The 21,030-nt window shown below is 61.8% G+C and carries 20 protein-coding genes; 15 read left to right on the forward strand and 5 right to left on the reverse strand.

Annotated elements, in window-relative coordinates:
* Nucleotides 1-4 precede the first annotated feature (4 nt).
* The 6 genes from AO356_RS10275 to AO356_RS10300 all read left to right on the forward strand — a co-directional run bounded on the left by AO356_RS10275 (nt 5) and on the right by AO356_RS10300 (nt 5,957).
* On the forward strand, nt 5-1,198 hold the full coding sequence (locus AO356_RS10275) for an SfnB family sulfur acquisition oxidoreductase (RefSeq protein WP_060739690.1): 1,194 nt from the start codon (nt 5-7) through the stop codon (nt 1,196-1,198).
* Nucleotides 1,198-2,580, forward strand: a complete 1,383-nt coding sequence (locus AO356_RS10280; RefSeq protein WP_060739691.1) for an LLM class flavin-dependent oxidoreductase — start codon at nt 1,198-1,200, stop codon at nt 2,578-2,580. Before AO356_RS10275 ends, AO356_RS10280 begins: the two co-directional genes overlap by 1 nt.
* 14 nt (nt 2,581-2,594) lie before the next feature.
* Nucleotides 2,595-3,404, forward strand: a complete 810-nt coding sequence (locus AO356_RS10285) for a MetQ/NlpA family ABC transporter substrate-binding protein (RefSeq protein WP_060739692.1) — start codon at nt 2,595-2,597, stop codon at nt 3,402-3,404.
* Between the two features lies 1 nt (nt 3,405).
* Nucleotides 3,406-4,530: a methionine ABC transporter ATP-binding protein gene (locus AO356_RS10290; RefSeq protein ID WP_060739693.1), complete on the forward strand. Its 1,125-nt coding sequence runs from the start codon at nt 3,406-3,408 to the stop codon at nt 4,528-4,530.
* The gene (locus tag AO356_RS10295) at nt 4,520-5,164 is read left to right on the forward strand and encodes a methionine ABC transporter permease (protein WP_025211262.1); all 645 of its coding nucleotides are present in this window, start codon (nt 4,520-4,522) and stop codon (nt 5,162-5,164) included. Before AO356_RS10290 ends, AO356_RS10295 begins: the two co-directional genes overlap by 11 nt.
* Before the next feature lie 163 nt (nt 5,165-5,327).
* Nucleotides 5,328-5,957 (forward strand): class I SAM-dependent methyltransferase, encoded by a 630-nt coding sequence (locus AO356_RS10300; protein WP_060739694.1) that lies wholly within the window; start codon nt 5,328-5,330, stop codon nt 5,955-5,957.
* A gap of 160 nt (nt 5,958-6,117) precedes the next feature.
* On the opposite strand, the gene AO356_RS10305 is transcribed toward AO356_RS10300, so the two are convergent.
* Nucleotides 6,118-6,687, reverse strand: a complete 570-nt coding sequence (locus AO356_RS10305) for a transporter substrate-binding domain-containing protein (RefSeq protein ID WP_060739695.1) — start codon at nt 6,685-6,687, stop codon at nt 6,118-6,120.
* A 133-nt stretch (nt 6,688-6,820) separates the two neighbouring features.
* Between AO356_RS10305 and AO356_RS10310 the strand changes: the two genes are divergently transcribed.
* On the forward strand, nt 6,821-7,246 hold the full coding sequence (locus tag AO356_RS10310) for a DUF4399 domain-containing protein (protein ID WP_060743095.1): 426 nt from the start codon (nt 6,821-6,823) through the stop codon (nt 7,244-7,246).
* Between the two features lie 207 nt (nt 7,247-7,453).
* On the opposite strand, the gene serA is transcribed toward AO356_RS10310, so the two are convergent.
* Entirely contained in the window at nt 7,454-8,683 is a 1,230-nt protein-coding gene (serA, locus tag AO356_RS10315; protein WP_025211258.1) for a phosphoglycerate dehydrogenase, read from the reverse strand.
* Between the two features lie 205 nt (nt 8,684-8,888).
* Here serA and AO356_RS10320 point away from each other — a divergent pair, with 205 nt between their 5' ends.
* The 4 genes from AO356_RS10320 (at nt 8,889) to AO356_RS10335 (ending at nt 13,187) form a co-directional block, all read left to right on the forward strand.
* A complete protein-coding gene (locus AO356_RS10320) occupies nt 8,889-10,283 on the forward strand; it encodes an FAD-binding oxidoreductase (RefSeq protein ID WP_060739696.1) in 1,395 nt (464 codons plus the stop codon).
* A gap of 41 nt (nt 10,284-10,324) precedes the next feature.
* Entirely contained in the window at nt 10,325-10,990 is a 666-nt protein-coding gene (locus AO356_RS10325) for a fumarylacetoacetate hydrolase family protein (RefSeq protein ID WP_060739697.1), read from the forward strand.
* 231 nt (nt 10,991-11,221) lie between these two features.
* Nucleotides 11,222-12,151, forward strand: coding sequence for an SdiA-regulated domain-containing protein (locus AO356_RS10330; protein WP_060739698.1), 930 nt, complete (start codon nt 11,222-11,224; stop codon nt 12,149-12,151).
* Between the two features lie 121 nt (nt 12,152-12,272).
* On the forward strand, nt 12,273-13,187 hold the full coding sequence (locus AO356_RS10335) for an SdiA-regulated domain-containing protein (RefSeq protein ID WP_060739699.1): 915 nt from the start codon (nt 12,273-12,275) through the stop codon (nt 13,185-13,187).
* A gap of 141 nt (nt 13,188-13,328) precedes the next feature.
* On the opposite strand, the gene rpiA is transcribed toward AO356_RS10335, so the two are convergent.
* A complete protein-coding gene (gene rpiA, locus AO356_RS10340; protein WP_060739700.1) occupies nt 13,329-14,003 on the reverse strand; it encodes a ribose-5-phosphate isomerase RpiA in 675 nt (224 codons plus the stop codon).
* 253 nt (nt 14,004-14,256) lie between these two features.
* On the opposite strand from rpiA, the gene ilvA reads away from it, so the two are divergent.
* Complete coding sequence (gene ilvA / locus AO356_RS10345) at nt 14,257-15,771, forward strand: threonine ammonia-lyase, biosynthetic (protein ID WP_060739701.1); 1,515 nt, start codon at nt 14,257-14,259, stop codon at nt 15,769-15,771.
* A 184-nt stretch (nt 15,772-15,955) separates the two neighbouring features.
* Nucleotides 15,956-16,384: a DUF2269 family protein gene (locus AO356_RS10350; RefSeq protein WP_060739702.1), complete on the forward strand. Its 429-nt coding sequence runs from the start codon at nt 15,956-15,958 to the stop codon at nt 16,382-16,384.
* A 106-nt stretch (nt 16,385-16,490) separates the two neighbouring features.
* On the opposite strand, the gene AO356_RS10355 is transcribed toward AO356_RS10350, so the two are convergent.
* Nucleotides 16,491-17,147 (reverse strand): HAD family hydrolase, encoded by a 657-nt coding sequence (locus tag AO356_RS10355; protein ID WP_060739703.1) that lies wholly within the window; start codon nt 17,145-17,147, stop codon nt 16,491-16,493.
* A 143-nt stretch (nt 17,148-17,290) separates the two neighbouring features.
* Here AO356_RS10355 and AO356_RS10360 point away from each other — a divergent pair, with 143 nt between their 5' ends.
* Nucleotides 17,291-17,770, forward strand: coding sequence for an RNA pyrophosphohydrolase (locus tag AO356_RS10360; RefSeq protein ID WP_003186867.1), 480 nt, complete (start codon nt 17,291-17,293; stop codon nt 17,768-17,770).
* A gap of 22 nt (nt 17,771-17,792) precedes the next feature.
* A complete protein-coding gene (gene ptsP, locus AO356_RS10365; protein WP_053180992.1) occupies nt 17,793-20,072 on the forward strand; it encodes a phosphoenolpyruvate--protein phosphotransferase in 2,280 nt (759 codons plus the stop codon).
* A gap of 115 nt (nt 20,073-20,187) precedes the next feature.
* Here ptsP and AO356_RS10370 read toward each other — a convergent pair whose 3' ends face one another.
* Nucleotides 20,188-20,934, reverse strand: a complete 747-nt coding sequence (locus tag AO356_RS10370) for an NRDE family protein (RefSeq protein WP_060739704.1) — start codon at nt 20,932-20,934, stop codon at nt 20,188-20,190.
* Nucleotides 20,935-21,030: the final 96 nt, after the last annotated feature.

A 21,030-nucleotide genomic window follows, 5' to 3' on the forward strand; every position in this document is an offset into this window, starting at 1 on the left:
GTACATGACGTTTTCTCAACACGTCGCGGTGATCACCAGCGATGAACAAGCCCTGATCGTGGCCAGTGACCTGGCCGATGACTTCAAGCGCGACAGTGCCCTGCGCGACCGCGAGCGGCGCTTGCCGTACCCGGAACTGGAGGCCTTCTCCCGCTCTGGCCTATGGGGCATCAGTGTACCCAAGGCCTACGGCGGTGCCGGTGTGTCCAACGTTACCCTGGCCAAAGTTATTGCCCTGATTTCCCAGGCCGACGGCTCGCTGGGGCAGATTCCGCAAAATCATTTCTACGCCCTGGAGGTGCTGCGGGTAAACGGCACCGAAGCGCAAAAACAACGCCTGTACGCCGAAGTGCTCGCCGGGCAACGTTTTGGTAACGCCCTGGCCGAACTTGGCACCAAGACTGCCCATGACCGCACCACCCAACTGCGCCGCGACGGCGAGGGCTATCGCATCAACGGCCGCAAGTTCTACGCCACGGGGGCTATCTATGCCCAGCGTATCCCCACCTCGGTGGTGGATGAAAACGGCGTGCAACAACTGGCATTCGTCCCTCGTGACAGCAAAGGCCTGACGGTGATCGACGACTGGAGCGGTTTCGGCCAGCGCACCACAGGCAGTGGCTCGGTGGTGTTTGAAAACGTGTATGTCGCCGCCGACGACATCGTGCCCTTCCAAAGTGCTTTCGAACGTCCCACACCGGTGGGGCCACTGGCGCAGATTCTTCACGCCGCCATCGACACCGGCATCGCCCGCGCCGCCTATGAAGACGCCTTGCATTTTGTCCGCAGCAAAACCCGTCCCTGGATCGATGCCACCAGCGACGTCGCCACCGAAGACCCGCACACCCTCAAGAGTTTCGGCCAACTGAGCATCCGCCTGCATGCCACCGAAGCCCTGTTGGAACGCGCCGGTGAATTCCTCGACCGGGCCCAGGCCGACACCGGGGCCGACACGGTCGCCGCCGCCTCGATTGCCGTGGCCGAAGCCCGTGCCATCAGCACCGAAATATCCCTGGCCGCCAGCAGCACGCTGTTCGAATTGGCCGGCAGCCAGGCGACCCTGGCCGAACATGGCCTCGACCGTCACTGGCGCAACGCCCGGGTGCACACCCTGCATGACCCGGTGCGCTGGAAATACCACGCCGTGGGCAACTTCTACCTCAACGACGAAAAACCGCCGCTGCGGGGGACCATCTGATGGCGGCCGGCAAGAAAAAGATCCTGCTCAACGCGTTCAACATGAACTGCATCGGGCACATCAACCATGGGCTGTGGACTCATCCCCAGGACACCTCGACTCAGTTCAACACCCTCGAATACTGGACCGCCCTGGCGCAATTGCTCGAGCGCGGGTTGTTCGACGGGTTGTTCATCGCCGACATCGTCGGCGTCTATGACGTGTACCAACAGTCGGTGGATGTCACGCTCAAAGAGTCGATCCAACTGCCGGTCAATGACCCATTGCTGCTGGTCTCCGCGATGGCCGCCGTGACGAAAAACCTGGGCTTCGGCCTCACCGCCAACCTGACCTACGAACCGCCCTACCTGTTTGCCCGACGCATGAGCACCCTCGACCACCTGAGTCGCGGCCGGGTCGGCTGGAACATCGTCACCGGCTACCTCGACAGCGCCGCCAAGGCCATGGGCCTGACGGCGCAAGTCGAGCATGACCGCCGCTACGACCAGGCCGATGAATACCTGCAAGTGCTCTACAAGCTGTGGGAGGGCAGTTGGGAAAACGACGCCGTGCTCAACGACCGCGAGCAGCGAATCTATGCCCAACCGGAGAAAGTGCACAAGGTCCGCCACCAAGGCGAGTTCTACCAGGTCGAGGGCTATCACCTGTGCGAACCGTCGCCCCAACGCACCCCGGTGCTGTTCCAGGCCGGCAGTTCCGAGCGTGGCTTGCTGTTCGCCGGGCGGCACGCCGAGTGCGTGTTCATCAGCGGCCAGAACAAACCGGCGACCAAGGCCCAGGTGGACAAGGTCCGCGCCAGTGCCATCGAGGCTGGACGCAACCCCGGGGACATCAAGGTGTTCATGGGCCTGAACGTGATCGTCGGCGAGACCGAGGCGGCCGCCTGGGCCAAGCATGCCGAGTACCTCAGCTACGCCAGTGCCGAAGCCGGGGTGGCGCATTTTTCCGCGTCGACGGGGATCGATTTTTCCCAGTACGAACTGGACGAGCCGATCCAGTACGTCAAGAGCAACGCCATCCAGTCCGCCACCAAGACCCTGCAGAACAACGACTGGACCCGGCGCAAATTGTTGCAGCAACACGCCTTGGGCGGTCGCTACATCACGGTGGTGGGCTCGCCCGAACAGGTGGCCGATGAGCTGGAGTCGTGGATTGCCGAAACCGGCCTCGATGGCTTCAACCTGACTCGCATCGTGACGCCGCAAAGCTACGTGGACTTCATCGACCTGGTGATCCCCGAGTTGCAGCGACGCGGCTCGTACAAGACCGGATACGACAACGGCACCTTGCGGGAAAAGCTGTTCCGCGCAGAGGCCCATCTACCCGAACAACACACCGGTTCGACCTACCGCCAAAAAGCGCACGGCTCAATTAATCAATGACTGGAATAACCGACATGACCACGCAACTCCTGACCCTGCCAGTCAAAGCACTGGCCCTGGCCCTCGGCCTGTTCAGCTCGGCGCTGTTTGCCGCCGACGCACCGTTGAAGATCGGCACCACCGCCGCGTTCGCCATTCCCCTGGAGGCAGCGGTCGAAGAAGCCGGCAAGCAAGGCCTGAAGGTCGAACTGGTGGAGTTCAGCGACTGGATCGCGCCCAATGTCAGCCTGGCCTCTGGTGACATCGACGTGAATTACTTCCAGCACATCCCGTTCCTGGAAAATGCCAAGGCCGCCGCCGGGTTCGACCTGGTGCCATTTGCGCCGGGGATCATCAACAACGTTGGTCTCTATTCGAAAAAATACAAAAGCTTCGACGAACTGCCCGAAGGCGCCAGCGTCGCCATTGCCAACGACCCGATCAACAGCGGTCGCGGCCTGCAGCTGCTGGCCAAGGCCGGGCTGATCAGCCTTGAGCCGGGCGTCGGCTACAAGGCCACCGAAGACGACATCGTCGCCAACCCGAAGAAACTCAAGATCCTGCAAGTCGAAGCGGTGCAACTGGTGCGCGCCTATGAAGACGCCGACCTGGTACAGGGCTACCCGGCCTACATCCGCCTGGCCAAGACCTTCGATGCCAGCTCGGCCTTGCTGTTCGACGGCCTCGATCACAAGGAATACGTGATTCAGTTCGTGATCCAGCCCAAGAGCCAGAACGATCCACGGCTGATCAAGTTCGTCGACATCTACCAGCACTCGCCAGTCGTGCGCGCCGCCCTGGACAAGGCCCACGGCAAGCTCTACCAGGCCGGTTGGGAAGGCTGACATGAACGCCGTCAACGCGCGACTGCGCGACGAAGCCCCCGCGCCGCAAAGCGCCGACCAGACTGAATTGCATCCAGAGTTGAACCGTGCCCACGTGCGCTTCATCGGCCTGGGCAAGACCTACAACGGCAGCCAGGGCCCGGTGGCCGCGCTGCAGGGCATCGACCTGGCGATCCAGCGCGGCGAAGTGTTCGGCATCATCGGCCGCAGCGGTGCTGGCAAGTCTTCGCTGATCCGCACCATCAACCGGCTCGAACAACCCACCAGTGGCCGGGTGTTGATCGACCGGGTGGACATCGGCGAGTTCGATGAAGACCACCTGGTGGCGCTGCGTCGGCGCATCGGCATGATCTTCCAGCACTTCAACCTGATGTCGGCCAAGACCGTGTGGCAGAACGTCGAACTGCCGCTCAAGGTCGCCGGCGTGCCCAAGGAGCAGCGCCAGCGCAAAGTCCGCGAGCTGTTGGAGCTGGTGGGGCTGCACGGCAAGCACAAGGCCTACCCGGCGCAGCTTTCGGGCGGACAGAAGCAACGCGTCGGGATTGCCCGGGCGCTGGTGCATGACCCGCAGATCCTGTTGTGCGACGAGGCCACCTCGGCCCTGGACCCGGAGACCACCCAGTCGATCCTCGGCCTGCTGCGCGAGATCAACCAGCGGCTGGGCCTGACCATCGTCTTGATCACCCATGAAATGGCGGTGATTCGCGAAGTCTGCGACCGGGTGGTGGTGCTTGAGCAGGGGCGGATCGTCGAGCAGGGACCGGTCTGGGAAGTCTTCGGCAACCCGCAACACGAGGTCAGCCGGACGCTGCTGGCGCCGTTGCAACACGCCATCCCGGAAGAACTGCAAAGTCGCTTGCAGGCGCTGCCGGCGTCGGCGGACGCGGCTACGGTGCTGCGCCTGCAATTCACCGGCATAGATCGCGAGGAACCGGATCTTGCCGCCTTGTTCAGCGCCCTGGGTGGGCGAGTGCGCTTGCTGCACGGCGGCATCGAACGGATTCAGGGCCACGGGCTGGGGCAATTGCTGCTGGCCGTGAGCGGTTCGTCGTGGGGCGCCGAAGAACTGCGGCAACGGGCGGGCAATTGGGCGCAACGGGTGGAGGTGCTGGGTTATGTGGTTTGATCGGTTGTTGCAGGGTTTCATCGACACGTTCCTGATGGTCGGCGTGTCGTCGTTGATCGCGTTGCTGGCGGGCATACCGCTGGCGGTGATCCTGGTCACCAGCGGCAAGGGCGGGATCTATGAAGCGCCGGCCTTGAACCGGGCCCTGGGCGCGTTCGTGAACCTGTTCCGCTCGATACCGTTCCTGATTCTGATGGTGGCGCTGATTCCGTTCACCCGGCTGATCGTCGGCACCACCTATGGCGTGTGGGCCGCGGTCGTACCGCTGACCATCGCCGCCACGCCATTCTTCGCCCGTATCGCCGAAGTCAGCCTGCGGGAAGTCGACCATGGCCTGATCGAAGCGGCCCAGGCCATGGGCTGCCGCCGCTGGCACATCGTCTGGCATGTGCTGCTGCCCGAAGCCCTGCCGGGCATCGTCGGCGGTTTCACCATCACGCTGGTGACCATGATCAACTCCTCGGCCATGGCCGGGGCCATCGGTGCCGGTGGCCTGGGCGACATCGCCTACCGCTATGGCTACCAGCGTTTCGACAGCCAGATCATGCTCACGGTGATCGTGTTGCTGGTGGCGTTGGTCGCCGTGATCCAATTGGGGGGTGACCGCCTGGCGCGGGGCTTGAATAAGCGCTGAGTTTGTAGGGACTATGGGAGCCCAGCTTGCTCGCGAACAGGCGACACGGTTTCAACTTCAATACCGTGTCATCGTTCATCGCGAGCAAGCTTTGCTCCCACAGGGGGTGACCCGTGGATGTGCGGTATAGTCAGCCCAACGTTTCCCACCCAAGCCAATACCCATGAAACACACCGCCGACGACCTGCACACCATCACCGCCACGACCCTGAGCCATTACAACGCCGTGGCAGAAAGCTTCCGCGAAGGCACCCGCGACCATGATGTCAGCCAGAACATCGACGCCTTGCTGCGCCATATCCAGGGCCAGGCACCGCTGCACATCCTGGATTTCGGCTGCGGCCCGGGGCGCGACCTGCGCACATTTACGGCCATGGGCCATGTCGCGGTCGGCCTCGACGGTTCAGCGGAATTTGCCCGCATGGCGCGCCAGGACAGCGGTTGTGAGGTGTGGCAGCAGGACTTCCTGGAACTCGACCTGCCGACCGAACGCTTTGACGGGATTTTCGCCAACGCGGTGCTGTTTCATGTCCCCGTCCAGGAGCTGCCTCGGGTACTCAAGCAACTGCACACCACGCTCAAGCCCGGCGGCGTGCTGTTCAGCTCGAACCCTCGGGGCGAAAACCAGGAAGGCTGGAACGGCCAGCGCTTCGGCGCCTATCACGACCTCGCGGCCTGGCGCACATTGCTCACGCAAGCGGGTTTTGTAGAGCTGGAGCATTATTACCGGCCGGCGGGGCTGCCGCGGGAGCAACAGCCTTGGTTGGCGAGTGTCTGGCGCAGACCTGCTTAGGATTTGAGGGCGCCATCGCGAGCAAGCTCGCTCCCACACTCGATCAGTTCCGAACTCATGATCTGTGAGCACCGCAGCTCCCATGTGGGAGCGAGCTTGCTCGCGATAGCGGTCCAACAGTCAACGAAGCTTGATGGCTTGGCCTCATCGCCTGGAAGCCTCACTCCTGTTTTTTCAACCACTTCTGCGACAACTGCTCCAGCCTCCCGTCATCCTTGATACGCGTCAGGGCGTTATCCAGGCTGGCCTTGAACGCCGGGTTGCCCTTCTGGAACGGAATCACCAGGCTCGGCGGCGGGCCGCTCTTCTCTTCTTCCGGCTGGAACGACTGCGCCATGACCAACGGACGCTGCGGCTCCTCCTTGCTCGCCAGCAATTGTGCATCCGGATGGCTGTAAGCGGCACTGAGGTCGAAACGTTCGGCCAGTTCCGGGGTCATTGCTATGTGGTTGATGGCAACGTCGTACTTGCCACTCTCCACACCGGGCAGCAGATCCCCGGCATCGGTGACCACGAAATCGGGCCGTACATCGAGTTCCGCCGCGAGCATTTCACCCAGTTCCACTTCGAAGCCGGTGAGTTTGCCGTCTTCCTTGAAGTTGAAGGGCGCGGTGTTGGCCTCAAGGGCAATGCGCAGTTCGCCACGGTCATTGATGTCATCGATCAGTTCGGCATGAGCCAGGGGGCTCAAAAGGGGTAGCAGGCAAATCAGGCCAGGCAGAAAGCGCATGGTCACTCCTTTGTATTTATACAAGCGACGCTCGTTTCAGGCTCGCTTTGCTATGGTTGTTGCAGGCTTCGACAACGATTGGTCATGAAGTTGTGATGGCCAGGCGGATTTCATGGAAAAACTGGAGAAAAAAATGAAAAGCTTTATGTCTCGTGCCGCGTTGGCCGGTCTGTTATTGGGCGCTTCGATGCTGGCAAGCGCCGCGACACCGGCGCCTAAAGGTGCTGAAGTGTTCATCGTTTCCCCGGCAGACGGCGACACCGTCGCCCAGGAATTCACGGTCAAGTTCGGCGTCAAGGACATCGCCCTGGCCCCCGCCGGCGATGTGACCAAGAACACTGGCCATCACCATTTGCTGATCGATGTCGACACGTTGCCTGCGGCAGGCGCAGCGATTCCAAACGACGCCAACCACATGCACTTCGGCAAGGCACAGACCCAGGCCACCATCAAACTGGCCCCGGGCAAGCACACCTTGCAATTGATCCTGGGCGACAGTGGCCACATGCCGTTCGAGCCGTCGATCGTGTCCGAGAAAATCACTGTCAACGTGAAATAACGCCTGACTGGCTGACACAACACAACCCGGTGGGAGCGAGCTTGCTCGCGATAGCGGTGTGTCAGTGAATGGATCGGCCAACTGGACCGACGCTATCGCGAGCAAGCTCGCTCCCACAGGTTATGTGCTCGACAAAAAAACGGGAGCCCTTGCGAGGCTCCCGTTTTTTATTGCACGCCGCACTCGACAAGCGGCTGGATACTGCGCTTAGAACAACACGCGGCAACGAATCGTGCCATTGATGTGCTGCAGCTTCTCTTGCGCCAGGTCCGAGTATTCGGCGTCGACGTCGATCACGACGTAGCCGACTTTCTCGTTGGTCTGCAGGAACTGACCGGAAATGTTGATGCCGTTTTCGGCGAAGACCTTGTTGATCTCGCTCATCACACCCGGGATGTTCTCGTGGATGTGCAGCAGGCGATGCTTGCCAGGGTGGGCCGGCAGGGCCACTTCCGGGAAGTTCACCGACGATACCGACGTACCGTTGTCGCTGTACTTGACCAGCTTCTCCGCCACTTCCAGGCCGATGTTGGCTTGGGCTTCAGCGGTGGAACCGCCGATGTGCGGGGTCAGGATCACGTTGTCCAGGCCACGCAGCGGGCTTTCGAAGATGTCGTCGTTGGAGCGTGGCTCCACCGGGAACACGTCGATGGCGGCGCCGATCAGGTGCTTGTCCTTGATCGCTTCGGCCAGGGCGTCGAGCTTGACCACGGTGCCACGCGCGGCGTTGATCAGGATCCCGCCCTTCTTGATGGCACGGATTTCCTTCTCGCCGATCATCCACTGGGTGGCGGCGGTTTCCGGTACGTGCAGGGTCACGATGTCGGACATGCCCAGCAGCTCGTGCAAGTCGTTGACCTGGGTGGCGTTGCCCAGGGGCAGCTTGGTCACGGTGTCGTAGAAGAACACTTGCATGCCCAGGCCTTCAGCCAGTACCGACAACTGCGTGCCGATCGAGCCGTAGCCGACGATACCCAGCTTCTTGCCGCGGATTTCGAAGGAGTTGGCCGCGCTCTTGATCCAGCCACCACGGTGGCAGGAAGCGTTCTTCTCAGGGATGCCGCGCAGCAGCAGGATCGCTTCGGCCAGCACCAGCTCGGCGACGGAACGGGTGTTGGAGTACGGCGCGTTGAACACCGCGATACCGCGCTCGCGAGCCGCGTTGAGGTCAACCTGGTTGGTGCCGATGCAGAAGCAGCCGACCGCCACCAGTTTCTTGGCGTGGTCGAAGATCTCTTCGGTCAGTTGAGTACGGGAGCGAATGCCGATGAAGTGAGCATCGGCGATCTTTTCCTTGAGCTGGGCTTCCGGCAGAGAACTGGTGATGTACTCGATGCTGGTGTAGCCCGCCGACTTGAGGACGTCGACAGCCGATTGGTGGACGCCTTCGAGAAGAAGGAACTTGATCTTGCTCTTATCGAGAGAAGTCTTGCTCATCTGCGTAAACCTGTGTCCCGGAGAAAAATGGCAGGGAATCGGACAGCGCATGCTGGCCCGACCGGCGTGACAGCCGTCGCCGCAGAACAGCCGTTGGGCACTACGCTGCGGGGTCGGTATGCTAGCATACGCACCCCGCTAAACACTCATTCCTGCGACGTGAAGCGTTCTCAGGATGACCATGAATTGTTCGAGAGTTCTATCGATGACCCATCCTGCCGTGATAGATGAGCTGAAGACCCTGGTTGAGCCTGGCAAGGTCCTGACCGATGCCGACTCCCTGAACGCTTACGGCAAGGATTGGACCAAGCATTTCGCCCCGGCGCCTTCGGCCATTGTCTTTCCCAAGACCACCGAACAGGTCCAGGCCATCGTGCGCTGGGCCAATGCGCACAAAGTCGCGCTGGTACCATCGGGCGGGCGCACCGGGCTGTCCGCCGCGGCCGTGGCCGCCAACGGCGAAGTCGTGGTGTCATTCGACTACATGAACCAGATTCTCGACGTGAACCTGACCGACCGTACTGCCGTGTGCCAGCCGGGCGTGGTCACCGAACAGCTGCAGAACCAGGCTGAGGAACATGGCTTGTACTACCCGGTGGACTTCGCTTCGGCAGGTTCCAGCCAGATTGGCGGCAATATCGGCACCAATGCCGGTGGTATCAAGGTCATTCGCTACGGCATGACTCGCAACTGGGTGGCAGGCATGAAGGTCGTCACCGGCAAGGGCGACCTGCTGGAGCTGAACAAGGACCTGATCAAGAACGCCACCGGCTACGACTTGCGGCAGCTGTTCATCGGCGCCGAGGGCACCCTGGGCTTCGTGGTCGAGGCCACCATGCGCCTGGACCGTGCGCCGAAAAACCTCACCGCCATGGTGCTCGGCACCCCGGACTTCGACTCGATCATGCCGGTGCTGCACGCTTTCCAAGGCAAGCTGGACCTGACCGCCTTCGAATTCTTCTCCGACAAGGCCCTGGCCAAGGTCCTCGGTCGTGGCGACGTTCCGGCACCGTTCGAAACCGACTGCCCGTTCTACGCCCTGCTGGAATTCGAAGCCACCACCGAAGAGGTCGCCAACCACGCCCTGGAAACCTTCGAGCACTGCGTGGAGCAGGGCTGGGTGCTGGACGGCGTGATGAGCCAGAGCGAAACCCAACTGCAGAACCTGTGGAAGCTGCGCGAGTACATCTCCGAAACCATTTCCCACTGGACGCCGTACAAGAACGACATTTCGGTGACTGTCTCGAAAGTCCCAGCCTTCTTGCGGGAAATCGACGCGATCGTCGGCGAACACTACCCGGATTTCGAAATCGTCTGGTTCGGCCACATCGGCGACGGCAACCTGCATTTGAACATCCTCAAGCCGGAAAACCTCAGCAAGGATGAGTTTTTCGCCAAGTGCGCGACCGTGAACAAATGGGTCTTTGAAACCGTCGAGAAGTACAACGGCTCGATTTCCGCCGAACACGGCGTGGGCATGACCAAGCGCGACTACCTGACCTATAGTCGTTCGCCGGTAGAAATCGAATACATGAAAGCCGTGAAGGCCGTCTTCGACCCGAACGGCATCATGAACCCGGGCAAGATTTTCCCGATTTGATACCTAAAACACCTGATGAACCCCAGAAGCAGGAGTCGGTAATGAGCTATCAGCACCAGTATGTCGACGGTACACGTATTCATTTCCCGGTGGGGAAAGTGGTGTGCATTGGCCGTAACTACGCCGAACATGCAAAGGAACTGGACAACCCTGTGCCCACCGAACCCTTGCTGTTCATCAAGCCGGGCAGCTGTGTGGTGCCACTGGAAGGCGGTTTCAGCATTCCCGCCGACCGTGGTTCGGTGCACTACGAGGCGGAAATCGCCGTACTGATCGGCAAGCCGCTGTCCACCAAACCCAGCGCTGAAGAAGTACTGGACGCGATCTCCGGCTTCGCCCCGGCCCTGGACCTGACCCTGCGGGACAAACAGGCCGAGCTCAAGGCCAAGGGCCTGCCCTGGGAGGTTGCCAAGTCCTTTGACGGTGCGGCGGTGATTGCCCCGTTTGTTTCGAACGCTACGTTTGCCGACCTGACCGACATTCCCGTGCGCCTGACCATCAACGGTGAAGTGCGCCAGGACGGCAACAGCAGCCTGATGCTCAACCCCATCGTACCGATGATCCAATACATGGCCGGTTGCTTCTCGCTGCAGGCCGGCGACGTGATCCTCACCGGCACCCCGGCAGGCGTCGGGCCGCTGAATGCGGGCGATGAGCTGATCCTGGAACTGCCAGGGACGAGCCGCTTCGAAAGCAGCGTTCGCTAACGGCCAACCTTTGCCCCCTTGTGGGAGCGAGCTTGCTCGCGATAGCGGTGTGCCAGCCAACACCCATGTTGAAGGTGATGGCCTCATCGCGAGCAAGCTCGTTCCCACAGGCATGTATGGCGCATATGCGATCATTTACCGTTTTTTTCACATGCCATCTGGATAATTCCGGGGAATGCGGCATCTGAGCCAGCCACTCCCCTAGCCGAATTTTCTGGAACGCATTCCCCGATGGCCAAAACCCAAGCACTGTCTGCCAAACCTGCCCGCCGCTCGCGCTTCGCCCTGCCCTGGTATGCCTGGTCGCTGTTGGCGGTGGCCGCAGCCTATGGCCTGGCGTTTGCGATGCATTGGGACGACCGCGGTCTGCTTTGGCTATCGGAACACTTCCAGAGCCCGGCCCAGCGCCAGGAAAGCATCTGGTTGCCGGACTACCGCGCCGTGATCGACGCCAAGCCGCTACCGGGCATGGAGAAGGACGAAGCATCCGATGTGGCCTACAACCCACAGACTAAGACTCTGTTCGCGGTCATGGGCAAGAACCCGCTCCTGGTGGAACTGAGCCTGCAGGGCGACGTGCTGCGCAAGATGCCTTTGGTGGGCTGGAACAACCCTGAAGGCGTGACCTGCATGACCAATGGCCTGCTGGCGATTACCGACGAGCGCAATCACATGTTGTCGATCGTCCAGGTGGATGCCAACACCCGCGAACTGAACAGCACTGACTTTCCTCATTATGATCTGGGCGCCTCGCAGAACCAGAACAAAGGGTTCGAAGCAATCGCCTGGGACCCGCGCAACCAGCAACTGGTGCTCGGCGAAGAACGTCCGCCGGCACTGTTCACCTGGAAAAGCGATGGCAGCCAACTGCTCAAGGGCGACAAGCAGATCCACGTCAGCAATGAACTGGACCTGCGCAACCTCTCGGCATTGGCGATCGACCCGCGCACTGGCCATACGCTGGTGCTTTCGGCCGACTCCCACCTGCTGCTGGAACTGGACGAAAAAGGCGAGCAAGTCAGCTTCATGACCTTGTTGGGTGGCTTCAACGGCCTGAAAGACACGATCCCTCGCGCCGAAGGCGTCACCATCGACGATGCCGGCAACCTGTACATAGTCAGCGAGCCGAATCTGTTCTATCGTCTCGAAAAACAGCGCTGACAGGACTAACTCTGTAAGGTAAGTTCCCTTTCGTTGTAGGGTGTGGCACACCGCCATTAAGTTTCAGTTCAGGCAGCCGTGGTATTTCCACTCACCTGTTCTCATCCGAGCCCACCCCAACATGCGTCGACTCGCCCGTCCCAAACCCGTGATTCTGATATTGCTGACGCTGGCGCTGATCTTCCTGATCGCCGCCGGCCAGTATTTGCGCCTGTTCGAACGCGCCTGGTTCAACCTCCACACCTATTGGAAACCCATCAGCGAAGAAACCATCGCCCTGGACCAATACCGGGTCACGGTGGAGGCGCAGGTGATCGACGGGCTGGACGATGACGTTTCCGCGCTGACGTTCGATCCGATCCGCAAGAGCCTGTTCACCGTGACCAATAAAAACGCCGAGATGATCGAGCTGTCGCTGGACGGCAAGATTTTGCGGCGCATTGCCCTGATCGGCTTTGGCGATCCGGAGGCGGTGGAGTTCATCAGCGAAGACACTTACGTCATCACTGACGAACGCCAGCAGCGCCTGATCAAGATTCATCTGGAGGACGACACCCAATTCCTTGACGCCGCCGACGCCGAGCAAATGACCCTCGGCGTGCACATGAGCGGCAACAAGGGGTTCGAAGGGCTGGCCTACGATTCGGTGGGCAAACGCCTGTTCGTGGCCAAGGAACGCGACCCGATGCTGATTTATGAAGTGCATGGGTTTCCCCACCACAATCCGGAAAAATCCTACGCGGTCCATGTGATCAACAACCCCAAGCGCGATGCGGGGCTGTTCGTGCGCGACCTTTCAAGCCTGCAATACGATGAACGCAGCGGCCACTTGCTGGCGCTGTCCGATGAATCGCGGTTGATTATCGAATTGGATATCGACGGCCGGCCGCTGAGCACGCTGTCGTTGAGCAAGGGTGGCCAGGGCCTGCAAAAAACCGTGCCCCAGGCCGAAGGCCTGGCCATGGACGATGATGGCAACCTGTACCTGGTGAGCGAGCCGAACCTGTTCTATGTGTTCAAGAAGCCACAGCCTTGATGCACCACAAAACCTAATGTGGGAGCGAGCTTGCTCGCGATGGCGGTGTGTCTGCCAACATTAGCGTGTTGGATAGACCGCTATCGCGAGCAAGCTCGCTCCCACAGGGACTGCTTCACTCAAAAGAACTGTTTCGCCAACTTACTCAGCCCGCAGGGTCTTCACCCCTTCAGCGGTTCCCAGCAACAGCACATCCGCCGGACGCGCCGCGAACAGACCATTGGTGACCACGCCCACGATGGCGTTGATCTGGCTTTCCAGCTCCACCGGGTTGGTGATCTGCAGGTTATGCACGTCCAGGATGATATTGCCGTTATCGGTCAGCACGCCTTCGCGGTACACCGGGTCGCCGCCCAGCTTCACCAGTTGCCGGGCCACGTGGCTGCGGGCCATGGGAATGACTTCCACCGGCAATGGGAATGCGCCCAGCACCGGCACCAGCTTGCTGGCATCGGCAATGCAGATGAAGGTCTTGGCCACCGCCGCGACGATCTTCTCGCGGGTCAAGGCCGCGCCGCCGCCCTTGATCAGGTTCAGGTGCGCGTCGCTTTCGTCGGCGCCGTCGATGTAGAACTCCAGGTCGCTGACGGTGTTGAGCTCGTACACCGGGATCCCGTGGCCCTTGAGGCGTGCGGCAGTCGCTTCGGAGCTGGCGACCGCGCCGTCAAACGCGCCCTTGTGTTGCGCCAGCGCATCGATGAAGCAATTGGCCGTGGAGCCGGTGCCGACCCCGACGACGCTCTTGTCATCCAGTTTCGGGAGGATGAGGTCGACGGCGGCCTGGGCCACGGCCTGTTTGAGTTGATCCTGGGTCATGCGGGCTCCGAAGGTGCCGAGAGGGAACGAAAGGCCGGCATTATAGGCGTAGAAACCGTGGCGAGGGAGCTTGCTCCCGCTTGAGTGCGAAGCGCTCATCGCTTTTTCTGGGGCCGCTGCGCGGCCCAACGGGAGTAGGCACCCTCGCCAGCGGGGGCTCGCTGCCTTCAAACCCCTTAATTCGTGTGGTCGCCCGGCCAAAAGCCGGGTTAGACTCCTTGGCCCTGCCCAACCCGCTCAGTGATGCTTTCCGATGCTTGAACAGTACGTCAAAAAGATCCTCACCTCGCGCGTTTACGACGTTGCCGTAGAAACCCCGCTGCAGACCGCTCGCCAGCTCTCCGAGCGGCTGGGCAACAGCATTTTGCTCAAGCGTGAAGACTTGCAGCCGGTGTTCTCGTTCAAGATTCGCGGGGCCTACAACAAGCTGACCCAGCTCAGCGACGAAGAGCGCGCCCGCGGCGTGGTCACGGCTTCGGCGGGCAACCACGCCCAGGGCCTGGCCCTGGCGGCCAAGGTGCTGGGGGTCAAGGCCACCATCGTGATGCCCAAGACCACGCCGGAAATCAAGGTCGAAGGCGTGCGCTCCCGTGGCGGCAAAGTGGTGCTGCACGGCGATTCGTTCCCCGAAGCCCTGGCCTATTCGCTGAAACTGGTGGACGAAAAGGGCTACGTCTACATCCACCCGTATGACGACCCCCACACCATTGCCGGACAGGGCACGGTGGCGATGGAGATCCTGCGCCAGCACCCTGGGCGCCTGGACGCGATTTTCGTCCCGGTGGGCGGTGGCGGGCTGATTGCCGGGATCGCGGCCTACGTGAAATACCTGCGCCCGGACATCAAGATCATCGGCGTCGAACCGGACGACTCCAATTGCCTGCAAGCGGCCATGGCCGCGGGCGAGCGCGTGGTGCTGCCGACCGTGGGGCTGTTCGCCGACGGCGTTGCCGTGGCGCAGATCGGCCAGCACACCTTTGATATCTGCAAGCATCATGTGGACGAAGTGATCACCGTCAGTACCGACGAAATCTGCGCCGCCATCAAGGATATCTACGACGATACCCGCTCGATCACCGAACCTGCCGGCGCCCTGGGCGTGGCCGGGATCAAGAAATACGTCGAGTCACGAGGCATCAGCGGCCAGACCCTGGTGGCCATCGACTCCGGTGCCAACGTCAACTTCGACCGCTTGCGCCACGTCGCCGAGCGCGCCGAACTGGGCGAAGGCCGCGAAGCGATCATCGCCGTGACCATCCCCGAGCAGCCGGGCAGCTTCAAGGCGTTCTGCGAAGCCGTCGGCAAGCGCCAGATCACCGAATTCAACTATCGCTACAACACCGGCAGTGAAGCGCACATTTTCGTCGGCGTGCAGACCCACCCGGAAAACGACCCGCGCAGCGCGCTGATCGCCAGCCTGACCGAACAAGGCTTCCCGGTGCTGGACCTGACCGACAATGAGCTGGCCAAGTTGCACATCCGCCACATGGTCGGCGGGCATGCGGCCCATGTCATCGATGAAGTGGTGCTGCGCTTCGAGTTCCCGGAGCGCCCGGGCGCGCTGTTCAACTTTCTCAACAAGCTGGGTGGGCGCTGGAATATCTCGATGTTCCACTACCGCAACCATGGCGCCGCGGACGGCCGCGTGGTCGCGGGGCTGCAAGTGCCTCACGATGAACGCCACCTGGTGCCGGCAGCCCTGGAGGAAATCGGCTATCCGTACTGGGATGAAAGTGACAACCCGGCGTATCAGCTGTTCCTGGGGTGAACCCATAATTGCGGCTGTTTGGACCTGTGGCGAGGGAGCTTCTGTGGGAGCAAAGCTTGCTCGCGACACAGACGTCTCGGTTCCAAGGCAAACCGCGTCAGCTTCGTCGCGGGCAAGCCTTGCTCCCACAACTCCCTCGCCACGGGGGTCTAAGCTGTTGAGCACGTCATAAGGAAATCGAACGATGGAAACGTTAACCGCGCTGAAAATCGCTCACGTCGTCGCCACGGTGTTGTTGTTGGCAGGTGCCCTGGGGCTGGCCGTCTGGGTCTGGCGCACGCGACGCAACGGCGATGCCACGGCGGCCGCGCGCACGCTACAACGGCCGCGACTGTTCGTCTGGCTGGTGATGATCCTGGCACTGGCGAGCCTGCCCTTCACCGGCTGGTGGATGGTGCATCAAGTCGGCTGGCCACTGGGCCAGACCTGGCTGCTGGCTTCCAGCGTGCTGTACACCGTGGCGGCGCTGGCCGGGTTCTGGCTATTGGTACGGTTGAACAGACTGCGCAAGCTGCCGACGGCGGGCAACGGCAAATTCACCTTGGCCCTGGCGCTGTTCAGCGTCGTCTGCTTTATCGCCATTGCGGGGTTGATGGGGGCCAAGCCGGTTTAAGGCTTGGGACCGTGTCGCTTTCATCGCGAGCAAGCTCGCTCCCACAAGAGGTTGCGTGATCGACGCAAATCCCCTGTGGGAGCGAGCTTGCTCGCGATAGCCATTTTCAGCCGCGCAACGAAATCACCGGCCAACCCCGCCTCTCGGCCTCGGCCCGAAGATTCGGATCCGGATCCACCGCCACCGGGTGCGTCACCACCTCCAGCAACGGCAAGTCATTCATCGAGTCGCTATAGAAATAGCTGTTCTCCAGGGAATGCCCCGTTTCTTCCAGCCAACGGTTGAGGCGCGTCACCTTGCCCTCGCGAAAACACGGGATGTCGGTGCTGCGGCCGCTGTAGCGCCCGTCGACCATCTCGCATTCGGTGGCGATCAGGGTTTCGACGCCCAGGCGCTCGGCAATCGGCGCGGTGACGAAGCGGTTGGTGGCGGTAATGATCACCAGCTTGTCGCCAGCGTCACGGTGCTTTTCCAGCAGTTCGATGGCCTGGGGCAATACGATCGGCTCGATGCAGTCGCGCATGTAGTCCTGGTGCCACTGGGCCAGCACGTGCATTTCGGTACGGCCGAGGATTTCCAGGCAAAAGTTCAGGTACTCGGCGTTGTCGAGCTTGCCGGCCAGGTAATCCTCGTAGAACGCGTCGTTGCGTGCCTTGTACGTGACAGCGTCCAGAAAACCGCGCTCACACAGGTAATCGCCCCACGCGTGGTCGCTGTCGCCGCCCAGCAATGTGTTATCCAAGTCGAATAAAGCCAGCCGCATTGCAGTTACTCGCTGAAAAATCTGAAGAAAGGCGTCCAGAATACGGACTTTTCACAAGAGTGCACATAAGCTAGGGGCGCTCGTTGCTGCTTTCACAACCTTTGTGGAACAATGCGGCGACATGCGTTTGCGAGGTTGTTGCCGTGATCGATCCCGATGGTTTCCGTCCCAATGTAGGGATCATTCTTACGAATGATGCTGGGCAGGTGCTATGGGCTCGCCGTATCAATCAAGACGCCTGGCAGTTTCCCCAGGGTGGGATCAACCCCCAGGAGACGCCGGAAGAGGCCTTGTACCGCGAGTTGAACGAAGAAGTGGGGCTTGAGCGAGAAGATGTCGAAATACTCGCCTGCACCCGAGGTTGGTTGCGCTATCGTTTGCCGCAACGCCTGGTCCGCACGCACAGCCAACCGCTGTGCATCGGCCAGAAGCAGAAATGGTTTCTCCTGCGCCTGATCTCCAACGAGCAGCGGGTGCGGATGGATTTGACCGGTAAACCGGAGTTCGATGGCTGGCGCTGGGTCAGCTATTGGTATCCGTTGGGCCAGGTGGTGACATTCAAGCGCGAAGTGTATCGACGCGCTCTCAAAGAGCTTGCCCCGCGCCTGCTGACGCGCGACTGACGACGGAGTTCGACCCCGAGCCATGCTCAATACGCTGCGCAAGATCGTCCAGGAAGTTAACTCCGCCAAGGATCTCAAGGCGGCGTTGGGGATTATTGTATTGCGCGTCAAAGAGGCCATGGGCAGCCAGGTCTGCTCGGTCTACCTGCTGGACCCCGAGACCAACCGTTTCGTGCTGATGGCCACCGAGGGCTTGAACAAGCGCTCCATTGGCAAGGTCAGCATGGCCCCCAATGAAGGCCTGGTCGGCCTGGTCGGCACGCGCGAAGAACCCCTGAACCTCGAAAACGCCGCGGATCACCCGCGCTACCGCTACTTTGCCGAAACGGGCGAAGAGCGTTATGCCTCGTTCCTCGGCGCACCGATCATCCACCACCGCCGCGTCGTCGGCGTGTTGGTCATCCAGCAAAAAGAGCGCCGCCAGTTCGACGAAGGTGAAGAAGCCTTCCTCGTGACCATGAGCGCGCAATTGGCCGGCGTTATCGCCCACGCCGAGGCCACCGGCTCGATCAGCGGCCTGGGTCGCCAGGGCAAGGGCATCCAGGAAGCCAAGTTCGTCGGCGTGCCGGGTTCGCCGGGCGCGGCGGTGGGCACGGCCGTGGTCATGTTGCCGCCTGCCGACCTCGACGTGGTGCCGGACAAGACCATCACCGACATCAACGCCGAGCTGGGCCTGTTCAAGACCGCCATCGAAGGCGTGCGGGCCGACATGCGGGCCCTGTCGGCCAAGCTGGCGACGCAGTTGCGCCCTGAAGAGCGCGCGCTGTTCGACGTTTACCTGATGATGCTCGACGATGCCTCCCTGGGCAGCGAAGTGACCACCGTCATCAAGACCGGCCAGTGGGCCCAGGGCGCGCTGCGCCAGGTGGTGACCGACCACGTCAACCGCTTCGAACTGATGGACGACGCCTACCTGCGCGAGCGCGCCTCGGACGTCAAGGACCTTGGCCGCCGGTTGCTGGCCTACTTGCAGCAGGAGCGCCAGCAGACCCTGGTCTACCCCGACAACACCATCCTGGTCAGTGAAGAGCTGACCCCGGCCATGCTCGGCGAAGTGCCCGAAGGCAAGCTGGCGGGGCTGGTTTCGGTATTGGGCTCGGGCAACTCCCACGTGGCGATCCTGGCCCGGGCCATGGGCATTCCGACGGTGATGGGCCTGGTGGACCTGCCGTATTCCAAGGTCGACGGCATCCAGATGATCGTCGATGGCTACCACGGCGAGGTCTACACCAACCCCAGCGACGTCCTGCGCAAGCAGTTTGCCGACGTGGTGGAGGAAGAAAAGCAACTGTCCCTGGGACTGGATGCGCTGCGGGACCTGCCGTGCGTGACCCTCGACGGCCACCGCATGCCCTTGTGGGTCAACACCGGCCTGCTGGCCGACGTGGCCCGGGCGCAGAAGCGTGGGGCCGAGGGTGTGGGCCTGTACCGCACCGAAGTGCCGTTCATGATCAACCAGCGCTTCCCCAGCGAAAAGGAACAGCTGGCGATCTACCGCGAACAACTGGCCGCGTTCCACCCGCAACCGGTGACCATGCGCAGCCTGGACATCGGCGGCGACAAGTCCCTGTCCTACTTCCCGATCAAGGAAGACAACCCGTTCCTCGGCTGGCGCGGCATCCGCGTGACGCTCGACCACCCGGAAATCTTCCTGGTCCAGGCCCGCGCCATGCTCAAGGCCAGCGAGGGCCTGAACAACCTGCGCATCCTGTTGCCGATGATCTCCGGCACCCATGAACTGGAAGAAGCCCTGCACCTGATCCACCGGGCCTGGGGCGAAGTGCGCGACGAAGGCACCGATGTGCCGATGCCACCGGTGGGGGTGATGATCGAGATCCCGGCGGCGGTGTACCAGACCAAGGAACTGGCGCGGCAGGTGGATTTCCTGTCGGTGGGCTCCAACGACCTGACCCAGTACCTGCTGGCCGTGGACCGTAACAACCCACGGGTTGCCGACCTGTACGACTACCTGCACCCGGCGGTGCTGCAAGCCCTGCAGAACGTGGTGCGTGACGCCCATGCCGAAGGCAAGCCGGTGAGCATCTGCGGTGAGATGGCCGGCGACCCGGCGGCCGCGGTGCTGCTGATGGCGATGGGGTTCGACAGCCTGTCGATGAACGCCACCAACCTGCCGAAAGTGAAGTGGATGCTGCGCCAGATCAACCTCAGCAAGGCCCAGGAATTGCTGGCGGAAGTGATGACCATCGACAACCCGCAGGTGATCCACAGCTCCCTGCAACTGGCGCTGAAGAACCTTGGGTTGGCGCGGATGATCAATCCGGCTTCGAACAAGACGCTCTGATCCTGCGGCGCCCCTATCGCGAGCAAGCTCGCTCCCACAGTGGATCTCAGTTGTTCACAAAATCGACTGTGGGAGCGAGCTTGCTCGCGATGAGGCCCGCAATGACACAGCAAAACTAAGCCCTGACCTCCACCTCCCCCAAATGCCCCCCATGGGGCCCGAAACTGCGCTCGACCATCTGCCGCGTCCCATCGGCATGGACAATCAGCGCCGTACTCGCCCGCGTCCCGTAGGCCGGGCTGGCAATGAACACACTCGATAGCAGCATCTCGGTCGCCAGGCCCACGCCCGTGTCTGGCAGTTCCGCCACCGGCGCGGGTTGCGGGTCGTTCAGCAGCGCCAACAAGGCCTGGGGCTGCGGATCGTCCAGCACCTCGCCCAGGGCCGCCCGGGCCTTGAGCAATTTGGGCCATGGCGTGTTCAGCCCAGCGTTCGACAAACCATAGACGCCCTCGGCCAGCCGCTGGGGCTGGGTATCGCGGGCGTTGTGGTGCCACAGCTCGGTGCCATCGCCGAGCAGCAGGTTGAAACCACCATACTCGTTGGCGCGGGGCACGATCTCGCTGAGGTAATCGGCAATCGACAGATTCCCGGTCAGGAACCGCGCTACCAGCTCACCGCGCGACTTGAAGGCCGGCACCTGGCCCGGGTCGCGGATGTTGGTCAGGGCGGCAAAACGACCTTCGGCGCCAATGCCGAGCCAGGTGCCACCGGCTTCGAGATCGCGCCCGGCATGGACATGGGGCGCGTCAGGCCACTGCGCCAGGGGCAAGGTTGGCCGGGCGTAGAACTCGTCGCGGTTGGCCGCCACGATCAGCGGTTGGGCGTGGCCGGGTCGCCAGGCAAATACGATCAGGCACATCAGGTCGTCCTGTTAATAATGCCAATCCATTGAAAGAGTAGAGCCGAACACAGCCTTTGTGGCGAGGGAGCTTGCTCCCTCGCCACAACAGCAGTT

The sequence above is a fragment of the Pseudomonas fluorescens genome (assembly GCF_001307275.1).
Taxonomy (GTDB): Bacteria; Pseudomonadota; Gammaproteobacteria; order Pseudomonadales; family Pseudomonadaceae; genus Aquipseudomonas; species Aquipseudomonas fluorescens_AA.